General features: G+C 73.1%; 21 protein-coding genes. 10 read left to right on the top strand and 11 right to left on the bottom strand.

Annotation, left to right across the window (positions count from 1 at the left end):
* Window positions 1-10: 10 nt before the first annotated feature.
* From IE269_RS23050 to IE269_RS23035, 4 genes are read left to right on the top strand one after another with little or no spacing between them, the layout of a single operon-like run.
* Window positions 11-1,159, top strand: a complete 1,149-nt coding sequence (locus IE269_RS23050; RefSeq protein ID WP_189824979.1) for a saccharopine dehydrogenase NADP-binding domain-containing protein — start codon at window positions 11-13, stop codon at window positions 1,157-1,159.
* Complete coding sequence (locus tag IE269_RS23045; protein WP_189824978.1) at window positions 1,156-2,295, top strand: Gfo/Idh/MocA family oxidoreductase; 1,140 nt, start codon at window positions 1,156-1,158, stop codon at window positions 2,293-2,295. The genes IE269_RS23050 and IE269_RS23045 overlap by 4 nt, the downstream gene beginning before the upstream one ends.
* Window positions 2,292-3,068: a thioesterase II family protein gene (locus IE269_RS23040; RefSeq protein WP_189824977.1), complete on the top strand. Its 777-nt coding sequence runs from the start codon at window positions 2,292-2,294 to the stop codon at window positions 3,066-3,068. Before IE269_RS23045 ends, IE269_RS23040 begins: the two co-directional genes overlap by 4 nt.
* Window positions 3,065-3,703, top strand: coding sequence for an O-methyltransferase (locus IE269_RS23035; RefSeq protein ID WP_189824976.1), 639 nt, complete (start codon window positions 3,065-3,067; stop codon window positions 3,701-3,703). The genes IE269_RS23040 and IE269_RS23035 overlap by 4 nt, the downstream gene beginning before the upstream one ends.
* 181 nt (window positions 3,704-3,884) lie before the next feature.
* Here the strand turns inward: IE269_RS23035 and IE269_RS23030 are convergent, their stop codons facing one another.
* Complete coding sequence (locus tag IE269_RS23030; protein WP_189824975.1) at window positions 3,885-5,270, bottom strand: FAD-binding oxidoreductase; 1,386 nt, start codon at window positions 5,268-5,270, stop codon at window positions 3,885-3,887.
* 181 nt (window positions 5,271-5,451) lie between these two features.
* Between IE269_RS23030 and IE269_RS23025 the strand changes: the two genes are divergently transcribed.
* Complete coding sequence (locus tag IE269_RS23025) at window positions 5,452-5,784, top strand: VOC family protein (protein WP_189825076.1); 333 nt, start codon at window positions 5,452-5,454, stop codon at window positions 5,782-5,784.
* Between the two features lie 5 nt (window positions 5,785-5,789).
* Complete coding sequence (locus tag IE269_RS23020) at window positions 5,790-6,938, top strand: class I SAM-dependent methyltransferase (RefSeq protein ID WP_229898086.1); 1,149 nt, start codon at window positions 5,790-5,792, stop codon at window positions 6,936-6,938.
* 68 nt (window positions 6,939-7,006) lie between these two features.
* Here the strand turns inward: IE269_RS23020 and IE269_RS23015 are convergent, their stop codons facing one another.
* The 7 genes from IE269_RS23015 to IE269_RS22985 all read right to left on the bottom strand — a co-directional run bounded on the left by IE269_RS23015 (window position 7,007) and on the right by IE269_RS22985 (window position 14,152).
* Window positions 7,007-7,876, bottom strand: a complete 870-nt coding sequence (locus IE269_RS23015) for an alpha/beta fold hydrolase (RefSeq protein WP_189824974.1) — start codon at window positions 7,874-7,876, stop codon at window positions 7,007-7,009.
* A 105-nt stretch (window positions 7,877-7,981) separates the two neighbouring features.
* Window positions 7,982-9,346, bottom strand: coding sequence for an NAD(P)/FAD-dependent oxidoreductase (locus IE269_RS23010; protein ID WP_189824973.1), 1,365 nt, complete (start codon window positions 9,344-9,346; stop codon window positions 7,982-7,984).
* A 2-nt stretch (window positions 9,347-9,348) separates the two neighbouring features.
* Complete coding sequence (locus IE269_RS23005; RefSeq protein WP_189824972.1) at window positions 9,349-10,185, bottom strand: ABC transporter permease; 837 nt, start codon at window positions 10,183-10,185, stop codon at window positions 9,349-9,351.
* 28 nt (window positions 10,186-10,213) lie between these two features.
* The gene (locus tag IE269_RS23000; protein ID WP_189824971.1) at window positions 10,214-11,032 is read right to left on the bottom strand and encodes an ABC transporter permease; all 819 of its coding nucleotides are present in this window, start codon (window positions 11,030-11,032) and stop codon (window positions 10,214-10,216) included.
* Window positions 11,029-12,012 (bottom strand): ABC transporter ATP-binding protein, encoded by a 984-nt coding sequence (locus tag IE269_RS22995; protein WP_189824970.1) that lies wholly within the window; start codon window positions 12,010-12,012, stop codon window positions 11,029-11,031. The genes IE269_RS23000 and IE269_RS22995 overlap by 4 nt, the downstream gene beginning before the upstream one ends.
* A 54-nt stretch (window positions 12,013-12,066) precedes the next feature.
* On the bottom strand, window positions 12,067-12,336 hold the full coding sequence (locus IE269_RS22990) for an acyl carrier protein (protein ID WP_189824969.1): 270 nt from the start codon (window positions 12,334-12,336) through the stop codon (window positions 12,067-12,069).
* Window positions 12,337-12,433: 97 nt separating this feature from the next.
* On the bottom strand, window positions 12,434-14,152 hold the full coding sequence (locus tag IE269_RS22985) for an AMP-binding protein (RefSeq protein ID WP_189824968.1): 1,719 nt from the start codon (window positions 14,150-14,152) through the stop codon (window positions 12,434-12,436).
* A 148-nt stretch (window positions 14,153-14,300) separates the two neighbouring features.
* Here IE269_RS22985 and IE269_RS22980 point away from each other — a divergent pair, with 148 nt between their 5' ends.
* Both IE269_RS22980 and IE269_RS22975 read left to right on the top strand, forming a co-directional pair.
* Window positions 14,301-15,908, top strand: a complete 1,608-nt coding sequence (locus tag IE269_RS22980) for a (2,3-dihydroxybenzoyl)adenylate synthase (RefSeq protein WP_229898085.1) — start codon at window positions 14,301-14,303, stop codon at window positions 15,906-15,908.
* A gap of 59 nt (window positions 15,909-15,967) precedes the next feature.
* Complete coding sequence (locus IE269_RS22975; RefSeq protein WP_189824966.1) at window positions 15,968-16,756, top strand: 4'-phosphopantetheinyl transferase family protein; 789 nt, start codon at window positions 15,968-15,970, stop codon at window positions 16,754-16,756.
* Here the strand turns inward: IE269_RS22975 and IE269_RS22970 are convergent.
* A complete protein-coding gene (locus IE269_RS22970; protein WP_229898108.1) occupies window positions 16,711-17,925 on the bottom strand; it encodes a cytochrome P450 in 1,215 nt (404 codons plus the stop codon). The two genes, IE269_RS22975 and IE269_RS22970, sit on opposite strands and share 46 nt — an antisense overlap.
* 221 nt (window positions 17,926-18,146) lie before the next feature.
* On the opposite strand from IE269_RS22970, the gene IE269_RS22965 reads away from it, so the two are divergent.
* Window positions 18,147-19,424, top strand: coding sequence for a cytochrome P450 (locus IE269_RS22965; protein WP_229898084.1), 1,278 nt, complete (start codon window positions 18,147-18,149; stop codon window positions 19,422-19,424).
* Here IE269_RS22965 and IE269_RS22960 read toward each other — a convergent pair.
* Complete coding sequence (locus tag IE269_RS22960) at window positions 19,391-21,691, bottom strand: AfsR/SARP family transcriptional regulator (RefSeq protein WP_229898083.1); 2,301 nt, start codon at window positions 21,689-21,691, stop codon at window positions 19,391-19,393. The two genes, IE269_RS22965 and IE269_RS22960, sit on opposite strands and share 34 nt — an antisense overlap.
* Window positions 21,692-22,286: 595 nt before the next feature.
* On the opposite strand from IE269_RS22960, the gene IE269_RS22955 reads away from it, so the two are divergent.
* Window positions 22,287-22,754 carry a DedA family protein gene (locus tag IE269_RS22955; RefSeq protein WP_189824964.1) on the top strand — a complete coding sequence of 156 codons (468 nt, stop codon included), beginning with the start codon at window positions 22,287-22,289 and terminating at the stop codon, window positions 22,752-22,754.
* A 60-nt stretch (window positions 22,755-22,814) separates the two neighbouring features.
* Here the strand turns inward: IE269_RS22955 and IE269_RS22950 are convergent, their stop codons facing one another.
* Window positions 22,815-23,030, bottom strand: coding sequence for a hypothetical protein (locus tag IE269_RS22950; RefSeq protein WP_189824963.1), 216 nt, complete (start codon window positions 23,028-23,030; stop codon window positions 22,815-22,817).
* Window positions 23,031-23,233: the final 203 nt, after the last annotated feature.

The following is a 23,233-nucleotide window of genomic DNA, read 5'->3' as shown; positions in this document are numbered from 1 at the left end:
AGGAGAGCGCGTGAGCGAGTACAGCCCCAACACCCCGACGGTCGCGATCGTCGGTGCCTACGGCGCCGTCGGCGCGGCCGCGCTCCGGGCGATCGCCGAGCGGCGGCCCGACACCGTCGTACGGCTCGGCGGGCGTGACCGTGCGCAGGCCGACGCCCTGCTGGCCAAGTGCGGGCTGCGCGGCGAGGCGGCCGAGGTGGATCTGCACGACGGCCGGTCGCTGGCCGCGTTCTGCCGCGGCGCACGCACCGTCCTGAACTGCGCGGGCCCCTCCTACCAGGTCCTCGACCGCGTCGCCTGGGCCGCCGCCGCGGCCGGTGCCGACTACGTCGACCCGGGCGGCGACGAACCCCTCCTGGAGGCGCTGACCCGCCCCGGCACCTTCACCGGCACCGCCGTGATCACGGCGGGCATGCAGCCGGGCCTCACCGGCCTGCTCCCCCGCCACCTGTGCTCCACCCTGAGCCGTCCGCAGCGCCTCACCGCCTACGTCGGCACGATGGACCGGCTCACCCCGGCCGGCGCCGCCGACTACCTGCTCTCCCTGGGCGGCGCGTACGGGGAGGCCCGGGGCGCGATCCGGGGCGGCATCCGGGTGGAGCGCGAGCTGGAGCCGCGTACCGGCGTGGAGCTGCCGTACGCGAACAACCGGGTGGACGTCTACCCGTACCTCAGCTTCGAGTCGGCGCGACTGCCCGAGGTCACCGGGCTCACCGAGATCGACTGGTTCAACGTCTTCGACGGCGGCGCGCACATGATGAACTGCCTGAGCCGGCTCCAGGGGGCCATGCGCGGCGAGTCCGATCTCGCCGAGGCCGCCGACGAGCTGACCCGGGCCGCCGCCCTCGACCTGTTCGGCAGGGACCCCTTCCAGCTGATGCTGTTCGAGGTCACCGGCACCGACGACGCCGGGCGGCCCGCCACCCGCAGCCTGGCGCTGCGGGCGTCCGACACGTACGCCCTGACCGGCCTCGCCAGTGCGCTCGCCGTACTGGCGGTACTCGACGGCACGGTGGCCCCCGGCGTGCACTTCGGCTCCGACGTCCTCGACGCCCAGGCGGTGCTCGCCGCGCTGCGGGCCGAGCCCGCGGTGGGGCTGCTGGAGGTCGTCGACCGGCCGATCCTGGCGGCCCGTGCCATGGAGGAGGGCGAACTGTGAACCACCCACAGACCCACCCACAGACCCGCCCACGGACCCAGCCACGGGCCCACCCACGGACCCGGCCCCGCGTCCTGGTGGCCGGCACCGGCTTCGGCCGCGCCTACCTAGCGGCCTTCGAGCGCGCGGACTTCGACTTCGAGCTCGCCGGGATCCTCGCCTCCGGAAGCGCCCGCAGCCGTGCCTGTGCCGCGCACTACGGCGTGCCGCTGTGGTCGGCCGTCGAGGAGGTGCCGGACGACGTCGACCTGGCGTGCGTGGTCGTCGGCGGGGTCATGAACGGCGGGCCCGGGCCCGAACTCTCGCAGGCGCTGCTGCGGCGCGGCGTGCCCGTGCTCCAGGAACACCCCCTGCATCCGGACGAGTTGGTGGCGTGCCTGCGCGCCGCCGCCGAGTCCGGGGTGGTGTTCCGGCTCAACACCCACTATCCGTACGTGGAACCCGTGCGCCGCTTCATCGCGGCGGCCCGCGACCTGGTGGCCCGGCAGCAGCCGCTGTTCCTGGACGTGACCTGCGCCTTCCAGGTGCTCTACACGGTCTTCGACGTCCTGGGCCAGGCACTGGGCTCCCTCCGCCCGCACGGCATCGACGGGGTCCTCCCGGCCACGGAAGGGGCTCCGTACCGGAGCCTGACCGGCCGGTTCGCCGGGGTCCCGATGTCCTTCCGGCTCCAGAACGAACTGGTGCCCTCCGACCCGGACAACTACAGCCACCTCTTCCACCGCATCACCCTGGGCACGGACGGCGGCCACCTCACCCTGGTCAACACGCACGGCCCGGTGCAGTGGAGCATGCGCCCGCACATGCCCGCCGACATGAAGGACCTGGTGCGCTTCGGCGACTCGGCCGCCCCGCACCTCAAAGTGGCGAGCGTGGAGCACCTGGGCCCGGCCGAGGGCGCCTCGTACGACGAGGTGCTGCGCGACCTGTGGCCGCAGGCCACCGCCCGTGCCATCGCCGCGACCTGGGACGACGTCCTGGCGGGCGCCGACAGCGGGGGGCATGTGCAGTACCACGTGGCCCTGGCGAAGCTGGGGATGCGGGTCGGCGAGGCCTGCGGCCCCGTGCGGCTGCACCGTCCCAAGGAGCCGCCGCAACTCCTGTCCGCGGCCGACCTGTTGGAGGTACGGACATGAGTACGCTCGTCCCGAATCCCTGGCTGCGCGCCTACTTCCCCCGCCCCGACGCCGCCCGGCGCATCGTGTTCCTGCCGCACGGCGGCGGGGCGGCGAGCTTCTACCGGCCGCTGGTGCGCGCACTGCCCGACGGGGTGGAGGGCATGGTGGTGCAGTACCCCGGCCGTGAGGACCGCATCGCGGAGCCCTGCTGCACCGACATGCCCGGCCTCGTGGAGCCGCTGGCCAAGGCGCTCACCCAACTCGACGACAAGCCGGTGTGGTTCTTCGGGCACAGCATGGGTGCCTCCGTCGCCCACGAGGTCACCCGACTCCTGAGCGCGGCAGGTGAGCGGCCGCCGGAGCGGCTGATCGTCTCCGGGCGTCCGGGACCGGCCCGCCAGAAGCCGGACGACAAGCACCTGGACGACGAGCGACTGTGGGCCGACGTGTGCCAACTCGGCGGCACCAACGCCCAGTTGCTCGAACTGCCGGGCATCCGCGAGATGACGCTGCCGGTGCTGCGCGCCGACTACCGGCTCGTCGGCACCTACCGCCCGCAGACGGTCCGGGACCTTGGCGTACCGCTGAGCGTCTGTTACGGCACCGAGGACCCGGAGGTCGACGCGGACGGCGCGGCGGCCTGGGCGGCGGCCACCTCCGCACCCACCGACCTGACCGCCTTCCCCGGCGGTCACTTCTACCTGCGCGGGCCCGCCCAGGCCGAGTTGACGCAGTGGCTCACCGGGCGGCTGACCGCCCCCACCGACCTTGCGGGAAGGAACCGAGGATGATCGTTCGACCCGTCGTGGAGAAGTACGCCGAAGAGGCCTCCTCCCCCGCGCCGCCCTGGCTGGCACCCCTGGTCGCCGACACGGAGGCGGCCACGGACCTGCCGGCCATGATGGTGGGCAGCATGCAGGGCGAGTTCCTGGCCTCCCTGGTCTTCGTGCTGCGGCCACGACGCATCCTGGAGATCGGCACCTTCACCGGCTACTCGGCGCTCTGCATGGCCCAGGCCATGCCCGAGGAAGCTGAGCTGCACACCTGTGAACTGAGCCCGCTGCACGCCTCCATCGCCCGCAAGCACTTCGCGGCATCGCCCTGGGCGGAGCGCATCACCCTCTGGGAGGGCCCGGCGCTGGCCTCGGTGCGGGACCTGCCGGGCCCCTTCGACCTGGTCTTCGTCGACGCCGACAAGCCGGGGTACGTCGACTACTACGAGGCGGTGCTGCCGAAGCTGTCCCCGCACGGGCTGATCCTGGCCGACAACGTGCTCCAATTCGGCGGCGTGGCCAATGAGCGGGACCAGCAGCCCGACACCCTCGCCATGCGGGCGTTCAACGCCCATGTCGCCGCCGATCCCCGGGTGCGGCAGAGCGTGCTCACGGTGCGCGAGGGCGTGAGCGTCATCCGGCGGGCCGACTGAGCGCACACGCACACGCACAAGAGCTGAGCGCACACGCACAAGAGACGACGCCCGGACCACGGGGGTGGGGTCCGGGCGCCGTCGTGTGCGGGGGCCCATGCGGAATGGGCCCTGGTGCGGGGCCCGTACGGAAAGGGCCCCGGTGCGGGGGCCCGGCCGCGTCACGCGGCCGGGCCCGTTCTCACTCCTGGCCCGCGGGCTTGATGTTGTTGTTGGTGTGGAAGAAGTTCTCCGGGTCGTAGACGGCCTTGATCCGGGTCAGCCGCTCGTAGTTGGAGCCGTAGGCGTCCTCGATGCGCTCCGCGGAGTCGGCGCCCAGGTGGTTCGCGTAGACCGCACCCGTGGTGTAGGGCAGCAGCTCGGCGTACACCTTCTCCGTCCACTCGACGGCCTCCTCGTCCTTGGCCGGGTCGGTCCAGGACGTGAGGATGCTGGTCAGGTAGCCCTCGCGGTGCAGGAACGGGGTCTCGGAGGCCGGTACGTTCGACATCACGCCACCCATCAGGCCGCCGCCCACCAGGCTCCGCTCGGAGGGGGCGTTGACGAAGCCGTCGGCGAGGATCTGGAGCGGCTCGTCGCGCAGCTCGGGCAGCAGGAACGAGCGCGGGTAGTACCGGTGCCCCGCGACGGTGTTCTCGTCGAGCATCCGCTGCACGGCCACGTACGGCATCGGCCCGCAGAAGTCGAGGAGCGCGCCGGTGCCCAGCCCGCGCATCTGCCCGATCAGGCTCTCGGTGGACTCGTCGGGGTCTGCGTGCACGAAGCCCAGGCCGATCGCCGGGGAGCCGTCCGGGGCGGTGAGGAAGGCGAAGGACGTGGTCAGCTCGTTGGGTGCGGTCCTGTTGAACTCGTCGAGCCGCCGGGCCACGTCGACCGTCTGGTCGATCGGGAAGGCCAGCAGGCCCGCCATGCAGTCGCCCTGCGGGTGCAGGTCGAACTCGAAGCGGGTGGCCACGCCGTAGTTGCCGCCGCCGCCGCGGATCGCCCAGAACAGGTCGGGGTGCTCGTCCTTGCTGGCGGTGACCAGCTCGCCGCTCGCGAGGACGAGGTCGGCGGAGATCAGGTTGTCCACCAGCAGACCCCGGTAGCGGGCGAGCCAGCCGAGGCCGCCGCCGAGGGTGAGTCCGCCGATGCCGATGTACGACTCCTGGGAGCCGGTGACGGCCAGGCCGAAGCTGGTGGTCTCGGCGTCCACGTCGCCCTGCTCCAGGCCGGGCTGGACGACCAGGCGGCGCTTGGCGGGGTCGACGTGGATGCCGCGCAGCAGGGAGGTGTCGAGGAGGAGCCCGCCCTCGACGGTGCCGGTGCCCGCGAAGCAGTGGCCGCCGCCCTTGATCGCCAGCTCGATGCCGTGCTCACGGGCGAAGTTGACGACCTTGACGACGTCGGAGGCCCCGTCGACCTGGACGATCGCGCCGGGGCTCTTCTGGAAGTAACCGTTCCAGATCTGCTTGCGCTCGTCGTAGTCGGCGTCCTGCGGGGTGATGGTCCGGCCCCTGATCGCCTCTCCCAGCTCCGCGAGCGTGGATTCCGGGATGGCCGTGCCGGTCGCGGTGACGAGTCCCACGTCAGTCCTCCTGGGGGGGTTGGCTGGTTCGGCCGGCAAGCGCTGGCGCGCGGGGAGGCCGATGCGTGGAGAACGTACGACCGCCGAAGGGCGCGCGACGCGGTGGTGAAAGAGGGCGGAAAGGCCCACCGGAGCGCGGGAGGTGCTGGTTACGCTGGCGCACATGTCTGCTCTCCGCGCGATGCCGCTGCTCACGGTGACCGACCTCGATGCCGCCGTGGCGGCCCACACCCGGGTCACCGGAATGGAAGTGATCATGAATCACGGCTGGATCGCCACGCTCGCCCCGCCCACGGACCACTCCGTCCAGGTCAGCCTGATCACCAAGGACCCCACCGGGCCGGTCAACCCGGCCGCCTCCATCGAGGTCGAGGACCTTCAGGCGGCGCTCGACGAGGCCCGGGCCGCAGGTCTTGAGGTCATCTACGGCCCGGCGGACGAGGAGTGGGGCGTACGGCGCTTCTTCTACCGGGACGGCGACGGCAACGTCGTCAACGTCCTCGCCCACCTCTGACCGCCGTGGCTCCCGCCCACCGGCAGCCCGCCGCGCGCATACCCGTCCAGCGGGGGAAGGCCCCGGCTCCCGACCCCACGCAGGCCTTCTCCTTGCGCCTGTTCGGCGCCGGGCTCGCCTCGGCCGAGCTGATGACCTGCTTCCTCGGCCTCGAACTGGGCCTGTACGAGGCCCTGCGCCGCACCGGCCCCGCCACGGCCGCGCAGGTCGCCGAGGCGGCCGACCTGGACGCCCGGATGGTCCGGGAGTGGCTGGAACAGCAGTCCTGCGCCGGGGTATTGACCGTCGACGCACCCGAGAAGACCCCGGAAGTACGGGTGTTCACGCTGCCGCCCGCCCACGCCGAAGCCCTCCTCGACGCCGACAGCCCGAACTGGATCGCCCCGCTGGTCGTGATGCCCATCGGCGGCATGGCGGCCGTGCTGCCGCAGCTGGTGGAGGCCTACCGGGGCCGCCGGGGCCTTCCGTACGCCGCCTACGGCGAGGCCCTGCGCGGCGGCCAGGCGGGCCTGAACCGCGGGGTCTTCGAGCACCACCTCCCCGGCTGGATCAGCCGCCACCTGCCCGACGTCGACGCCCGGCTCCAGGTGCCGGGCAGCAGCATCGCCGACGTGGCGTGCGGCTCCGGGCTCTCCACGCTGGCGCTGGCCCGGATGTTCCCGGACGCCGAGGTGCACGGGATCGACCTGGACGAGGCGTCGATCCGGGACGCCGAGACGAACCTCGCCGCCACCGACCCGGCGGAGGGACTGCGCGAGCGGGTCACCTTCCGGGCGGGGGACGCCGGTGCGGCCGATGCGGCCGGGCACACGCTGGTCTGCGTGTTCGACGCCCTGCACGACATGTCGGCGCCGGTGGACGTGCTGCGCGCCTGCCGGGGGCTGCTGGCGCCCGGGGGCACGGTGCTGTTGATGGAACCGTCGGTCGGCGAGCGGTTCACCCCGGCCGCGCCGGACAGCGAACGCTTCCACTACGCGGTGAGTGTGCTGCACTGCCTGCCCGTCGGAATGAGCAGCACACCGAGTGCGGCCACCGGCACGGTGATGCGCCCGGACACCGTGCGCGCGTACGCCACCGAGGCGGGGCTCGACACCCGGGTGATCGACGTGGGGCACCCGTTCCACCGGCTGTACCGGCTGACGGCCCGACCGTAACAAGGCGTACGACAACGGCTCCCGGCCTCACGCAGAGGCCGGGAGCCGTTGGTCGTGGGGCGGGAGCGTCAACTGTCCTGCGTACGGTCCTCCGCGAGCCGGCGAGCACCGCGCGGGGTGCCGACCTTGCCGGACCGGAGGTAGTCCGCGACCAGGGCGTTGACCTCGGTGGGCTTCTCCAGGAGGGAGGCGTGACCGCAGTTGCGGATCTCGGTGTACTCGGCGGTGGGGATCAGGTCGGCCAGCTCGCGCGAGAGGTGGCGGGGCGCGACGATGTCGTGCTCCATGCCGACGACCAGCAACGGCACCCGGACCGCCTTCACGTCCTCCTCGCTGGGCCGGAAGTTGGTGGACGCCTCGGCGTGGCCGATCGCCCCGTGACCGCCCGACTCGGCCAGGCCCGCGAGCCCCTCCAGGTAGGGGGCGATGAACTGGTCGCGGTTGAGCGCGCGCGGCCCGAACAGGTACATCGCCCGGAAGGCCCCCTCCAGCAGGGCCGGGACCTTGTGGCCGTTCTTGAGCCGGTCCACCGCCTCGGCCTGGATGGCCTGTTGCAGCGCGCCGGGCTTCCACGGGACCCCGATGAGGGCGGCGCGCTCGATCAGGTCCGGGCGCTTCATGGCCAGTTCGAGGAGGATCATCGCGCCCACCGAGTAGCCGATGTACGTACAGGGGCCCAGCTCCAGCGCCTCGTTGAGGGCGGCCAGGTCCTGTCCGAGCAGTTCCACGGTGTACGGCGGCGGGGTCTCCTCGGAGGGGAACACGCCGCGCAGGTCGAAGGTGACGACCCGGTAGCCGGCCTTGGTCAGCTGCGGCACCTGCATGGTCTCGAAGAGGGAGGCCTGGTGCTGGCCGGGCACGAGCACGACGACGGGGCCGTCCTCGGGGCCGTAGATGTCGTAGCTCAGCGTGACGTCGGTGGGCAGGGTGACTTTCATGGTGGTTACCTCCCATAGGCACTTCAGCGGGTAGGCGCCTCGGCGGGCGCTTTCGGCAGGCGCACGGCTCGACGCGGTGGGCGCACGGCCGGTTTCCGTCGGCGATCAGCCGGTGACCAGGCGCTCGAAGTCCTGGCGGTTGGGTCCGACGTGCTCGCGTCGCAGGTCGGGGTGTTCGCGCAGGAACGCGAGCACCCGGCGGGCCACCTTGCGGTCGCCCATCAGCTCGGCCGGGGTGAGCAGCATGTGGTAGACGCGCTCGGCGGCGATCCGTACGAGCGCGTCCTCCTCGCGCAGCACGGCGAGGGCGGTGAGGACGCGGGCGGTCAGCGAGTCGTCGTGGGTGCCGCCCGCGAGTTCGGCGAGCCGGGCGGTGTCGGTGGCGACCTGCTGCTCGAACCACTGGCCCAGGCACGCGTCGGTGGCCCCGTGGGTCTCCCGCGCCCAGTCGTACGGGTTCTGGTCGAGCCGGTCGAGGCGGTCGGCGAGGGTTCTGGCGTGGGCCAGGGCGAGGGAGACGCCGCGGCCGAAGGTGGGGTTGGTCTGGACGCTGGCGTCGCCGACCAGCGCGTACCCGGTGACCAGGGGCGCGCCGTCCACGGCGAGCGAGCGGCGGCGGTTCTCCAGCCCGGCCATCGGCATCGGGTCACCGACCGGGCTCGCCCCGTCGAGCCAGGCGCGTACCGGGGCCACGCTCTCCAGGAAGCGCAAGTAGACCGTTCGTTCCAGCAGCCGGGTGCGGACGGGGTCGTGGGAGGAGACGGTGGTCGAGAGGTGGAAGCGGCCGTTGTCGCCGGGGAAGGCGAGCACGGTGGCGAAGTCCAGCTCGTGCACCACCGGTGCCCGCAGGGACGGGAAGCGCCCGCCGGGGCCGAGTGCGAACTCCTGGGCGATGTAGGAGAAGCCGCAGGCCTGGACGGTCTCCCGAGGAGGTTCGCCGCCGATCGCGGTGAGCCAGGCGGCCACCGACGATCTGCGCCCGGTGGCGTCCAGCACCACGTCGGCGGTCAGGTCGCCGCCTTCCGCGAGCCGGACCCCGTGCACGTGCGGAACCCCGTGCGGCGTACCGCGGCTCAGCAGTCCGGTGGCCCGGTCGTGCAGCAGCGTGACGGCGGGGTCGGCGACGGCGCGGCGGCGCAGCGCGGCCTCGAAGACCAGGCGGCGGCCGAGCAGGCCGAGGTCGTCGCCGCCCGTCTCCAGGGCGACGGGGACGGCCCCCCGGTCGGTCAGCCCGGCCAGTACCTCGGGGCACTCCTCGCGCAGCACTCCGATGCCGAGGCCGAGGAGGGCGTGCCCCTGGCGGGCGTGCGGCACGCCGCGCCGGTCCCAGTCGGCGACCTCGGTGTGGGGTCCGCCGGCGGGGGGCGGGCCGTCGCGTTCGACGAGCGTCACCCGGTGTCCTCGCCGGGCGGCGAAGACGGCGAGGCCGAGACCGGCCACTCCCCCGCCCAGTACGACGATGTCCGCCACGGTCAGCCGCGCTTCACGAGCAGCGCGAAGCGCCGGGTGGCGACGACGGTGCACACGGCGGTGACGCCGAGGGTCCAGGCGACCGTGCCGAGCACCGGCACGGTCAGCGCGCCCTCGTGGGACAGCCCGGCGAGCGCACCGGCCGCCAGGGAGACGGGGTTGACGCTCACCACGGGCTGGATCCAGCCCGGGAAGGCCTCCAGGGGTACGTAACCGCTGGACATCAACGTCATTACCAGCGTGGGCATCTGGACGTACCGGACGATGATGCCGGGGTGCTGGGCGACGAGCGCGACGGCGACCGCCAGCGCGCTGCACATCATCCCGAACAGGGCGACGATCCCGAAGAAGCCGAGGACGGCCAGGGGCCCGTTGGAGAACCGGAAGCCGACCGTGTGCGCGACCAGCGTCACCAGCACGGCCACGCCCATGATGCGTACGAAGTCCCCGCCGATCCGCCCGAAGACGTACGCCCGCATGTCCAGCGGCATGGCGCGCAGCCGGTTGAACACCCCGCTGCGGATGTCGCTCCACAGGGCGATGGCGGTGGTGAGGATCGAGGAGAACGCGGTGGTGAGCACGATCAGCGGGGCGAGCCGGCGGACGTAGTCGACGCCCTGGGTGTCCTGGACGAGCACGCTGAACGCGGCCAGCAGCATGAAGAGCTGGAGCAGCGGAAAGGCGATGGTGACGATCAGCATCATCCGGTTGCGGACGAACTGGCGGATCACGCGTCCGGCGATGATGACGGAGGCCCCGGCCAGGGTGGTCGGGTCGGGCGAGGGGGAGGGCGACGGCGACGCCGTCGGTGCGAGGGGTCCCGGCGACTGCACGGTCATCGGACGGCCACCTTCCTGAGCAGCGCGGTCATCGGACGGCCACCTTCCTGAAGGCTGTGGTCGTGGTCCAGGAGAAGAGGGCGACGAGGCCCACCAGCCAGGCGAGGCCGGGCAGCACCGCGCCCCAGGTGAGCTCGGCGCTCGACAGGGCACGCAGCGCGTCGATGACTCCGGACACCGGTGACGCCGCGACGATCGGCTGGAGCCAGCCGGGGAAGAGGTCCGCCTCGACGAAGCCGGTGGAGAGCACCAGCAGCGGCAGGTACGGCAGGTGGAGCACCGCGCTGAGCGCCTCCAGGTTCTTCAGGCGCAGCGCGATGGTGGCCGTGGCCAGCGAGAGCGCGACGGTGAACGCCACGGCGAACAGCACGAACCCCAGGGCGGCGAGCACTCCTTGGTCGAACCGGAAGCCCACCAGGTGTCCGGCGAGGACGACGGCGACGCTGGACAGCAGGCCCTGCAGGGCGACGACGGCCAGGTGCGCGAGGCTCATGGCGCGCATGTCGACCGGGCTGGTCAGCAGGCGGGAGAAGACGCCGCTGGAGCGGTCGGCGGCCAGGTCGGTGGCGCTGCCGATGGCGACGAACATCAACGCCTGGACCAGGACGGTGGGGGTGACGAAGCGGCCGAAGTCGATGCCCCGCGCGTCGAGCATGGTGGCGAAGGTGCAGTAGAAGATGGCGAAGAAGAGCAGCGGCTGCACGACGGTGGCGACCAGGCCGCCCCGGGAGAAGGAGCGGGTCCGCAGCCGGTCGAAGAGCACCTGGAAGTCGTGCTGGAGGCCGGCCGGGCGGCCCGGGGGTGCGGGGGCGGCGGGCACGGCGGCGACGCCGGGGGTGGTGCTCATCGGGCGGCCCCCTTCACCGAGTTCCCCGGGGCCTGCGAGGTCTCGGAAGTCCCCGGGGCCTGCGACGGCTCGGTGAACGCGAAGAAGACCTCGTCCAGCGTCGGCTTCGTCACCTCGATGTCGGCGATCCGCAGCCCCTTGCCCTCCAGCAGGCCGAGCACCCCGCCGACGTCCTCGGGACGCGCCATCGGCACGGCGACCTTCTCGCCCTCGGCGCTCACACCCGGCAGTTCGCCGAGCGCGAGGAGGGCCGCCCGGGCATCGGCGGCGCTGGTCAGCGTGAGCCTGCACATGAGGCCGCCCACGTCCCGCTTCAGCTGGTCCGACGAGCCGTCGGCCAGGACCCGGCCCTTGTCGATGACGACGATGCGGTCGGCGAGCTGGTCGGCCTCCTCCAGGTACTGCGTGGTGAGCAGCACGGCGACCCCGCGCGCGGCCTCGGCCCTGACCATCTCCCACAGGAGTTTGCGGCTGCGCGGATCGAGGCCGGTGGTCGGCTCGTCCAGGACGAGCACGGGCCTGGGCACCACCAGGCTCACGGCGAGGTCGAGGCGGCGGCGCATGCCTCCGGAGAGGTAGCCGACGGGGGTGTAGGCCGCCTCTCCCAGCTCGAACCGCTCCAGCATCTCGCCCGCCCGCTGCTGGGCCTCGCCCTTGCCGAGGCCGAGCAGACGGCCGAAGAAGACGAGGTTCTCGCGCGGGTTGATCTGTTCGTCGAGGGCCGCGAACTGTCCGGTGACGGCGATGTTGGCACGCACCAGCGACGGGTCGGTCGCGGGGTCGTGGCCGAGGACCTCGATGGTGCCGCCGTCGGGCTGCAGCAGGGTGGTCAGGCAGTTGATGAGGGTGGTCTTGCCCGCTCCGTTGGGGCCGAGCAGGCCCACCACGGTTCCGGCGGGGATGCGCAGCGACACCCGGTCGAGTGCGGTCTGCTCGCCGAAACGCTTGGTGAGGTCCGAGAGGGAGATCGCCTCGGTCATCGTGGCTCCTTCATTACGTCATGACGTCGTCGTGCGGGGAGGCGGCGGGGGTTCTCACGACGGCGTCCGGACCTCGACCTGGCTCAGGACGTAGGCGAGGACCTGCTCGGTGGTCTGGATGGCGCGTCCGGTCTGCTCGTCGATCGGCGGCAGGTCGAAGTCGTCCTCGATCGCGAACGCCATCTCCAGCAGGGCCAGGGAGTGGAATCCCAGGTCCTCGACCAGACGCAGGTCCTTGCCCGGCTCGAACCTCTCCCGTTCGGGGGCGAGTTGCTCGATGATCGCGAGCACGGTCTCGCGCACCTCTGCACTGGAGTAGGACATGGGGTCTCCTGTTCTGGGGGCCGGTCGGACGGGGTGGTGCGGGGCCGGGCGGGCGAAGATGCCGGTCGGGCGAGGGTGCCGGTCGGGCGTGGAGGTGTCACCCGGGGGTGTCGGTCGTGGCGGCGGGCACCGGGTCCGGGTCCGGGGCGGGTGCCGCGTCGGCGGCCGACGCCCGGTCCCCCGCGTCGAGGACGTACTCCGTGCTGAGCCGCTGCCAGAGCTGCCGGCGGCGGCTCTTTCCGCTGCTGGTACGGGGAATGGCGCCGCGCGGCACCCGCGCCACGTGCCGCCGCGTTCCCGGGCAGGCCGAGGCGAGCACGTCCCGGGCCACCTCGGCGGCCCGCTCGTCCAGCCCCTCCAGCACGGCCACGGCGTGCGCGCGGCCGTCCGCCTCGCCGAGCACGACGCAGATCCGGCTCGGGTTGAGTCCGGCGCGCCCGAGCATCAGCTCGACGTCCTCGGCGAAGAGCGAGCGGGCGTGCACCTTGACGCTGTCGCCGAGCCTGCCCAGGACGTAGAACTCCCCCGCCAGTGCGAAGGCGACGTCCCGGGTGAGCAGCCGGCCGTCCGCCAAGGAGGTGCTCCCGGCGGACCCGTCGGCGAGGTAGCCGTCGGCCAACGAGGTTCCGGTGACGGCCAGTTCACCGACGTACCCCTCGGGCAGCGGCTCTCCGTCCTCTCCCACCACGCGCACCGTGAGGCCGTCCAGTGCGCGGCCGCAGCTCATCACCCGGACCGTCTCGCGGTCCGGGTCCTCGCCCGCGAGGCCGACCCGTTCCCCGACCCGCAGGCCGTCGCGGTGCACGCGGACGGCGCGCGGGGCCTCCTCGACGGGCACTCCGGTGACGGCGAGGGTGGACTCGGCCAGCCCGTAGGCGGGGGTGAGCGTGCGCGGGGAGAGACCGTACGGGCTCAGCAGCCCGGTGAAGCGGGTCACCAGCGCGGGGTCGATGCGTTCGGCCCCGACGATGACCGCCCGTACGCCGGACAGGTCGGCGCCCGCCAGGTCGGCGTGGCCGACGCGGTCCACGATGCGCTGGAGGCCGAACGCCGGGGTGGCGGTGATCGTCGCGGGCTGCTCGACCCGGTTGGCGTCGAAGCGGTTGAGGTACGCCAGCGGGTGGCGCAGGAAGGTCTCGGGACGGCAGACCGCGAGCCGGTTGTTGCCGGAGACCGGCACGACCAGGCAGCCGATGAGCCCCATGTCGTGGTGCATCGGCAGCCAGGAGCACCAGGAGTCGTCGCGTCCGGCCCGCTCCCAGGCGCGGATCGCGGCGGTGTTCGCGTCCAGCGCCGCATGGCTGATCCGTACTCCGCGCGGGTTGCCGGAGCTGCCCGAGGTGAACTGGACCAGCGCCTGCTCGGCCGCGTCCCGCCCGCCGGGTGCGGCCGCGGTCAGTTCTTCCAGGAGCAGGACGCGGGTGTACGGCGCGGCCTCGGCCAGGACGTCCACGGCGTACGCCCGGTGCGCGGCGTCCACCAGGACGGTGTCGGCGCCCACGGCGGCGACGACGGCCCGCACGTGCGCGCGGGCGGCCTCGCCCGACATGCCGGTGGGCGGCGCCAGCACGCTCACCACGCATCCGGCGGCCTGCACCCCGTAGAACGCGGCGACGAGGTCGGGCCCGGTGGAGCACAGCAGTGGCACGGCCGCCCCGTGCGGGACCCCGGCCGCGATCAGCCCGCCCGCGATCCGGGCCGCCTGGTCGGCGAGTTCGGTGTAGGGCCGGTAGGTGTGGGAGGTCGCGTCGAACATCTCCACGCCGGTGTCGTCGCGGGGTGCGTCGAGCCAGCTCAGCGTGTGGGGTCGGCTCATCCATCACTCCTCGGCGGGTGGCCCGGGGGCCGGGGTCTGTACGGCGACGGTGGTGACGATAGGAGCGATCCCGGTGCCGGCCGTCGTCTCTTTCACGGCTCTGTTCGCCCCGGCCGGTACGGACCGGCGGGCCGGAACACTGGCGGGCATGGATGAGTTCACGCCGTGGAGCGACGAGGACGCCGCCCGCTACCGGGCCGCCGGGATCTGGCGGGGGGTGCCGCTGGGCGACGCGCTCACCGAGGCGGCGCAGGCCTTCCCGGACAGGACCGCGGCCGTCGACCGCCGACGCCGGATCACGCACGGGGAGGTGCGGGCCGAGGCGGACCTGATCGCCCGCGGTCTGCTGGCCCGAGGGGTGAACCCGGGCGAGCGGGTCATGGTGCAACTGCCGAACGTCGTCGAGTTCCTCACCGTCACGGTCGGCATGTTCCGGGCGGGCGTCATTCCGGTGTTCGCGCTCCCCGGACACCGGGAGAGCGAGGTGCGCCACCTCATCGAGGCCTCCGGCGCGGTCGGCTACGTCACCGCGGGCCGCTTCCAGGGCTTCGACTACCGCACCCTGGCCCGCCACGCCGCGTCCCTGCCCGGTGTCCGCACGGTGATCGTGGCGGACGACGACTGCGGGGACCTCACCCCGCTGGACCTGGTGCGCGCCCAGGGCGCCGACGGCGGTCCGCTGCCGACCGTCGACCCGTCGGGTGTCGCGTTCCTCCTGCTGAGCGGCGGCAGCACCGGGAAGCCCAAACTGATCCCGCGCACGCACGACGACTACCTCTTCAACATCGCCGCCTGCGCACGGGCGTTGGAGTTCGACGCGGACAGCGTCTACCTGGCCGCCAACCCGGCCGCGCACAACGCCGCCCTGGGCTGTCCGGGGGTGCTGGGCGCGCTGCTGGTGGGCGGAAAGGCAGTGCTGGCCGCGAGCCCCTCCCCCGACGAGGTGTTCCCGCTGGTCGAGAAGGAGGGCGTCACGCACACCACGGTGGTGCCCGCGCTCGCGGCCCTGTGGTCCAAGGTCGCCGCGAAGCGGCCGGTGGACATGAGCGGCGTCCTCCTCCAGGTGGGCAGTTCCAAGTTCGACGAGCAGGCAGCCGGGCGCACGCAGACGGCGCTCGGCTGCCGGATCACGAACTGGTTCGGCATCGGCGAGGGCCTGCTCACCTACACCCGCCTCGACGACCCCGAGGAGGTCGTGCACGGCACCGAGGGCCGCCCCCTGTCGGAACTGGACGAACTGCGCCTGGTGGACGAGGAGTTGCGCGAGGTGGCGCCGGGCGAGGTGGGCGAACTGGTCACGCGCGGCCCGTACACCATCAACGGCTACTGGAACGCCCCCGAGGCGAACCGCACCTCCTTCACCCCCGACGGCTTCTTCCGCACCGGCGACCTGGCCCGGCTCACCCCCGAAGGCAACCTGGTGATCGTCGGCCGGGCGAAGGACGTGATCAACCGGGGCGGCGAGAAGGTGTCCGCCGACGAGATCGAGGGCCATCTGCGCGGCCACGAGGCGATCGACGACGCGGCCGTGGTGGCTCGCCCGGACGCCGACCTCGGCGAGGCCACGCTCGCGTTCGTGGTGCCCGCGGGACCGGGCCGGGCGCCCTCGCTGGTGGAGCTCAAGCGGTATCTGGCGGGCAAGGGCCTGGCCGCGTTCAAACTCCCGGACGAGGTGCGGGAGTTGGCGGTGCTGCCGCGCACCCCGGTCGGCAAGGTCGACAAGGTGGCACTGCGGGCGACGGCGGCATCGGGTTGAGCCCGGCCGCCGGCGCGTCCCCTACGGACGTCACCTGCGGTACGGAACGTACGACAGCGGTGTCCGGCACCGTCCGTACGCTCCTGCCCGCGTACGCGGCCGCCCTGGAGAGCACCCGCGAGCTGACCGGCCCCCCGCTCTTCGCGGCGGAACTCCGGCAGATCGCCGACGCGTTGCCCGCCCGTCGGGCCGAGTACGCCACCGTCCGGCGGGTCGCGCGGGCCTGCCTGGCCGAGCTGGGCGTCCCGCCCGCCGTGCTGGTGCGGGGCGCGGACGGCGCGCCCCGGTGGCCGCACGGCACGGTCGGCTCGCTGACGCACTGCCGGGGATACCGGGCGGCGGCTGTGGCGCGGACGCGGGACGCCGACGGTCTGGGCGTCGACGCCGAGCCGTGCGCGCCGCTGCCCGCCCGGGTGCTGGCCCAGGTGACCTCGCCGGTCGAGCGGGCGCACCTGGCGGAGCTGGCGGCGGCCCGGCCCGAAGTCCCCTGGTGCCGCGTCCTGTTCAGCGCCAAGGAGGCGTACTACAAGGTCTGGTACCCCGTGATGGGCTGCTGGCTGGGCTTCGACGACGCCGAGGTCGAGTTCCGGCCCGACGGCGTCACGGGTACGTTCGTGGTGCGGCCGGTGTCCGGCGGTGCGCGGCGGGTCCGCCGGGCGGACGCCCGCTTCGACCCGGTCGCCACCGGCTTCCCGGCCCTGCGCGGCCGGTGGGCCGCCGATGCGGGCGTCATGGTGACCGCGATCGCCGCCCCGGCGGGCTCGTTGCCGCGCCCCGTCCGCCCGCCGGACCCGCGCCCGGCTCAGGCCGGCCGCACCGCCACCGGCACGCTGCGGTGGGCCCAGTAGGGGAACCGGAAGCCGCCCGCGCTGGGCTCCCACACGTTCTCGCCCGCCGACTCGATCTCCGCGAACCGGGCGACCAGCCGCTCGAAGACCACCGCCCCCTCCACCCGCGCCAGCGCCGCACCGAGGCAGTGGTGCACTCCGCCGCCGAAGCTGAGGTGGGGGTTGGGCGAGCGGGTGAGGTCGGCGCGGGCCGGGTCGTGGAAGACCCGCTCGTCGTGGTTGGCGGAGGCGAGCAGCAGCACCACCACCCGCCCCTTGCGGATGGTCAGCCCGGCGATCTCGATGGGCTCCAGGGCCAGCCGGGTGGTGGCGTGGATGGGCGCGTCGTACCGCATGAACTCCTCCAGCGCACTGCCGGAGATGCCGGGGTCCTCGCGCAACTGCCCCTGGGTGTGCGGCTGTTGGACGAAGAGGTCGCCGCCGGTGGCGATCGCGTTGGTGGTCGTCTCGAAGCCCGCGTAATACACGAACAGCGCGTTGTCGATGATCTCCTCGTCGGTCAGCGGCTCCTCGCCGTCCTTGACCGCCGCGAGCATCCGCGACAGCAGGTCCTCACCGGGGCGCCGCCTGCGCTCGCGGACCAACCCGGCCATGTAGTCGCGGAGTTCGACCACGGCCCCGTGCGCCTCCCGCTGCTTCTCCGGCGGGATGAACACCGCGAAGGCCTGGGCGAGGGAGGTGGAGAGGCGGGCGATGTCGGCGCGGTCGGGGCGGGGGATGTCCAGGAGTTCGCTCATCACCGTCATGGGGACGGGTACCGCCAGGTCGGCGACCAGGTCGAAGCGGCGTTCGTCGGCGAACCGGTCCAGCATGCCGTCGACGAGCCGGGCGATCGGCTCGCGCAGCCCGCGCACCATCGCGGGGCTGAGCGACTTCACGAGCAGGCGGCGCAGCCGGGTGTGCCCCGGCGGGTCGCGGTCGACCACGATGCGCCGCAGGTAGTCGTTGGCCGGGCCCTCGCCCACCGACACCTTCTGGTACTCCTCGGGGAACTCCCGGCCCAGCCGGGGGTCGCGCAGCAGCGCCGAGACCTCCTCGTGCCGGGAGAAGACCCACTGTCCGGGGCCGCCCCGGCAGACCGGACCGTACGCGCGCAGCCGCCGGTAGACCGGGTACGGGTCGCGCATGGCGCGCGCGTCGTCCAGCAGGAAGCGCGGCATGTTCAGCACGGTGTTCAACGCTGCGTCACCTCCCGGCACCCTCGGGTGCGCGGCTCGGGTCCGGTGGTTGCCCTGGCCCGCCCAGTCTGGGAGGCGGGCGCGGGGCGGTGGCGGGAGGTGACGGACTGGCGACAGGTTCCCTCGCCCTCGTTGCCGAGCTGTCAGGCTCGACCGGTGCACCCCAGCGAGCCACCGGTACACCCCAGCGAGCCACAGGAGGCGTCGGCCGCATGCGAGAGCTGCCCGTGAAGTTCGACTCCCGCGATCCCGCCGTGGTCGCGGACCCCTACCGGGTCTACGCCGCTCTGCGCGAGGCCGGGCGGCTCGCCCGGGGCGCGGCCGGCCAGTGGGTGGTCTCGCACCACCAGGACGTCAGCCGCCTCCTCAAGGACCGCCGGCTGGGCCACGAATACCCGCCGGAGTACCACGAGTTCTCCACCGGGGCCGGGCCCGCCAACGAGTTCCTCAAGCGCATCGTGCTGGACCAGGACGCGCCCGCGCACACCTTCCTGCGGGGCATCATGCAGCGCTCCTTCAGCCCGAGGCTGATGCGCAGGCTGGAGGAGTACGTCGCCGAGCAGGTGGACCGGCTGATGGCCGAGGCCCAGGCGCGGGCGGGCTCCGGCGGGGTGCTGGACGTGGTCGGCGACCTGGCCTTCCCGCTGCCGGTCACCGTGGTGTGCGAGCTGATCGGCATCCCGGACGTGGACCGGGACGCGGTGCGCCCGCACGCGGTGGAGCTCGCCAAGGCGTTCGCCCTGTACGTACCGGTCGAGGAGCGGGCGGCGGCGCACGAGGCGGTGACCTGGCTGCGCACCTATGTCTCGGCGCTGGTCGACGAGCGGGCGAAGCGGCCCGCCGACGACCTGATCAGCAATCTGCTCGCCGCGCAGCGCGCACAGCCGGACTTCGACCGCGAGACGCTGGTCGACAACGTCGTCTTCCTCTTCTTCGCGGGCTTCGAGACCACCACCAACCTGATCTCGACGATCTTCTCGGCGCTGCTCCAACACCCTGAGCAATTGGCCCTGTTGCGGCAGCGGCCGGAGCTCGCGGTGCCGGGCGTCGAGGAGTTCCTGCGCTACGACGCGCCGATCCAGGCCACCGCGCGCTATGTGAAGGAGGCGGTGGAGATCGAGGGCCGCACCGTGCGCGCGGGCCGCATCCTGGTGCTGCTGCTGGGCTCCGCCAACCACGACCCGGCCCGGTTCGCCGACCCCGGTCGGCTGGACATCACCCGGGCCCCCAATCCGCACGTGAGCTTCGGCGGCGGGGTGCACCACTGCCTGGGCGCGGCGCTGGCCCAGGTGGAGGGGCGCGCGGTGCTGCGGTGGCTGGCCCACGCACCGGGCACACCCACGGCCGCGGGCGCCGTGGAGCGGCGGCCCAGTGTCACCTTCCGGGCCTACCGGAGCATCCCGGTGCGGCTGGAGCCCGCCCCGGCCGGGAAACCGCGGCCGGGGCGCTCCCCGGGTCAGCCCACGGGCTCCTCCCTGCGGACCTCCTGAGGTCCGGTGAGGCTCAGCGCCTTGGCGGTCAGCACCCTGCTCTGCTCCGTCAGGCCGGTGCGCCCGTAGGCGGCGGCGAGGTCGAGCAGCGCCGTCCGGAACGCCTCGGCCGCTCCGGGGCCGGTTGCCGGGTCGTCGTGCTCCCGGCCCGGTGTGCCGTCGCCGAGGGCGCGGGGGCCCGCGGACGAAAGGACGGAGCACAGGTTGTGCGCCAGCCGGGTGGCCGCCGGGTAGAACTCCTCGTACCGGCAGCCGGTCAGCATGGCGAGCATCGCCGAGGACTCCCGCCGGCAGATCTCGGCCGCCTCCCGGCCGCTGCTGACCGCCACGTGGTGCGCGAGCAGCCCGCGCAGCGCGGAACGCCGCCTGCCGCTGCGCAGGAGCTCCTCGCACTCCCCCATCGCTCCCGTCATCCCGGCGACGAGCCCGTGCAGGGAGTACCGGCCGACGTCGGGCTGTTCGAGGAGGTTCAGGTCGAGCAGCCCCTCCAACAGCACTTCGGCCTCGGTGGGGCCGGTACCGAACAACGCGGCCGCCTCGTACACGTCCAGGCCCGCCTCGGGCAACAGGGCGAGCAGGCACAGGGCGGGGCGCTGCGCCTCGGTCAGCGCGTCGAAGGAGAGTTGGAGCACGGAGCGGACACTGCGGTCGCCCGCCCGGAGTTCGGAGGTGCGCATGCCCTGGTCGGCAAGCCGGTCCACCAGGTGGGACAGCGTCCAGGCGGGGCGGCTGCGCAGTTTGGCGGCCGCCAGCCGGAGGGCCAGCGGGAGTCCTCCGCAGTAGGCGACGAGCCGTTCGGTGGCCTCGGACTCCAGTTCACCCCCGAGGAGCCGCTCGATGAGTGCGCGGGAGTCGTCCGCGTTCATCCGGGAGAGCGGGCAGGGCTGGGTGCCGTCGAGGCCGTAGAGGCGACGGCGGCTGGTGATCAGGGCGAGGGAGCCGCTGCCCGGCGGCAGCAGCGGCACGATCTGCGCCTCGCTCGCGGCGTTGTCGAGCAGCAGGAGCACCTTGGCGTCGGCGAGGCGGGCCCGCCACAGGGCCACCTGGCTGTCCAGGTCCGCCGGGATGCGCTTGGCCTCGATGCCCAGGGAGCGCAGCAGCACCTGGAGCACTTCGGCCGGTTCGCGCGGCCGCTCGTGCGGGCTGAACCCGTGCAGGTCGACGTAGAACCGGCCGTCCGGGCAGTCCCCCGCCAGCCGGTGGGCGACGTGCAGGGCGAGGGCCGTCTTGCCGATGCCGCCCATGCCGTCGACGCAGATCAGCCGTGGCCCCGGGCCCCGTGAACCGGCCCGGGCGGTCCGCAGCAGGGTTTCGACCTCCTCGCGGCGGCCGACGAAGTCGGTCAGGGCGTGGGGCAGGGTGCAGGTGGCCCGCGCCCCGGCCTTGCGGAGCCGGGGGGCCGGCTGCGGTCTACCCGCGTCGAGCTCGACGATTGCGGGCGGTACGGCCTGTTGGTAGTAGCGCGGCGGGGCTCCGGCCCGCAGGTAGGCGAACGCGTCGCCGCGCAGTACCGCTTCGTGGACCTGGGCCAGCGAGTGGTCGGGGTCGATGCCCAGTTCGTCACGGAGCAGGGTGCGTATCTCGGCGTACTCGGCGAGCGCGTCGGCCTGCCGGCCGGAGAGGGACAGCGCGAGCATGAGCTGTGCGCGCAGGTCCTCGGCGAGCGGGTGCTGCGCCACGAGGTCCCGCAGATCCTCTATCACCAGCGCGGGCGGCGAGGTGCGCAGCCGCAGCGCGATGAGCTCCTTCTGGACCGCGAGGCGGCGTTCCTCCACCACCCGTGCGGCGGCCCGGATCAGGCCGTTCTCCAGTTCGTCGCCGTCGACGACGTCGGCGGCGACCTGGCCCCGGAACAGCGACAGGGCCCGCTGCAGTTCCTCGATGAGCCGGGCCTCGCCCGCGCCGTCCTCCTTCAGGGTGCGGGCCAGCAGCCGGCGTTGGTTGAACTCCACCAGGTCGGACTCGGTCGCACCGACGTTCAGCCGGTAGTTCGGTCCGTCGGTGAGGAGGTACCCGCCCGCGCCCGGTATCGCCTGCCGGAGCTGGGCGACGGCCTTGCGCACCTGGTTGGAGGCGGTCGCCGGGCAGCACGACCCCCAGACGGCCTTAGCGAGGCGGGGGGTGCTGAGGACCTCGCCGGGGGAGAGCATCAGTACGGTGAGCACGCGGCGGGCCACGGTGCTGGGCAGTCTCGCGGGGGCGTCCCCGCACCGTACGGCCACGGACCCGAGCACCTGGAAGCGCAGGTCTCCTGCTGCCGGGGTCATGCGGCCGCCTCACAGCACGCGCGCCGCGCCGACCGGTGTAATCGCCGGGGCGGACCGGCCGGTGCCGCCGGGTGCGGGGCCGGTGTGCCCCCTGATCCGGCCACCGTACAAACGGACTTCAAGCCGTCCATCCATTCCCCCTATGGCCCGGTCGGGGCCGAAACCCCGCCCCTGGTGCTGATCAACTAGCCCGTGCTGCCGGGTGGCAATCCCGGAAGTGTCTAAAGACTTGGTATTACGTGCGGACTCGGCGCCCTGAACCGGGACGATGCCGGTCATCACCGGTGTTCCGCTACACAGGTCTGCGCCACGAATTCGGTCCGGATCAGGCCATCAAGGCCCGATGAGCGTCGGGAGAACCTGGCCGGAACGCCGTGAAACACCCTCCGGAATTCGCCAACCGGCCTTGTCCGTAAGGGATTTCATGAAACTGCCGGTTCCGGGGAATGAACGCACGGATCGACCGCTGCCCGCCGCCCGACCCGTGGCGTTCAGGGCACAGGCGTTCGTTTAACCTTGGAGGGTCAGCCGACGGTGGTTCCGGGTCGTAGGAAGGCCTCTTCAATGCAGCATGCGGCCCCGAGGACGGCTCGTCATGGGTGAGGTCATGCTCACGGCGGCCGGGCTCTATGTGATCGTCCTGCTGCGGGCCGGCGGGACGTACGCCGTCGGGCGGCTGGCCCATGCCGGGGCGCAGCGCAGCCGGTTCGCCGAGCGGATGGCCTCGCCCAAGTTCCAGCGCGTCCAGCGGGCGATCCAGCGGTGGGGCGCGCCCGTGGTGGCGGTGTCGTTCCTGACCGTCGGTTTCCAGACCGCCGCCAATTTCCTCGCGGGCACGATGCGCATGCCCCTGTCGCGCTACCTGCCGGCGCTGTTCCTGGGCGGGGCGGCCTGGGCCCTGGTGTACGCGACGGTGGGCGTCGGTGCGCTGAAGGTGCTGGGGAAGCTCTTCTCCGAGAACACCGCTCTCGCGGTGGGCGTGGTCGCCGCTCTGGTCCTGCTGGCGGGCGGCTTCGTGCTGCTCCGCCGCAGGAACGCGGCGCGGGCAACCGAAGAGGCCTGACCGCAGCCACGTGTCACCCGGCCCCGACCGGCCGGGCCCTCAGGTGCCCCAGAAGGTGTCTCAGGCGCGCCGGGCGCGAGCCGCCGCGACACCGGTGGCGGCCGCCAGCGCTCCGGCGAGGGCCAGCGGCAGCCAGCCATTCCGCAGGCCCCGGGCGACGGCCGACCGGCCCGCCGTGTGCCCCTGCTCGCCCTGCACCTGCTTGCCCTGCGCCCGCTCGTCCTGTGCCTGGACCGCGAGTCGTTCCACCAGGTAGAAGAATCCGAGATCGTGCACACGTCCTCCCTCGCCGCTGCCGCGCGCCCGCCCTGCGGGCGCTCTGCCGGAATTCACTCCTTCCCGGCGTGCGGCGCGCGAATCGCGGTGCACGGCAGCGGCCTCCATTCGGCCTCGCCGAGAAGCCACGCTGCGAGGCCACGCCGAAAGGCCACACCGAGAGGGGCCGCTCCGACGGGCCTTTCCCGGACGGGCGGGGAATT

The sequence above is a fragment of the Streptomyces spiroverticillatus genome (assembly GCA_014650415.1).
Lineage (GTDB): Bacteria > Actinomycetota > Actinomycetes > Streptomycetales > Streptomycetaceae > Streptomyces > Streptomyces spiroverticillatus.
The sequence above is the reverse complement of the archived record's forward strand: the minus strand, read 5'-3'. Positions and strand labels throughout refer to the sequence as shown.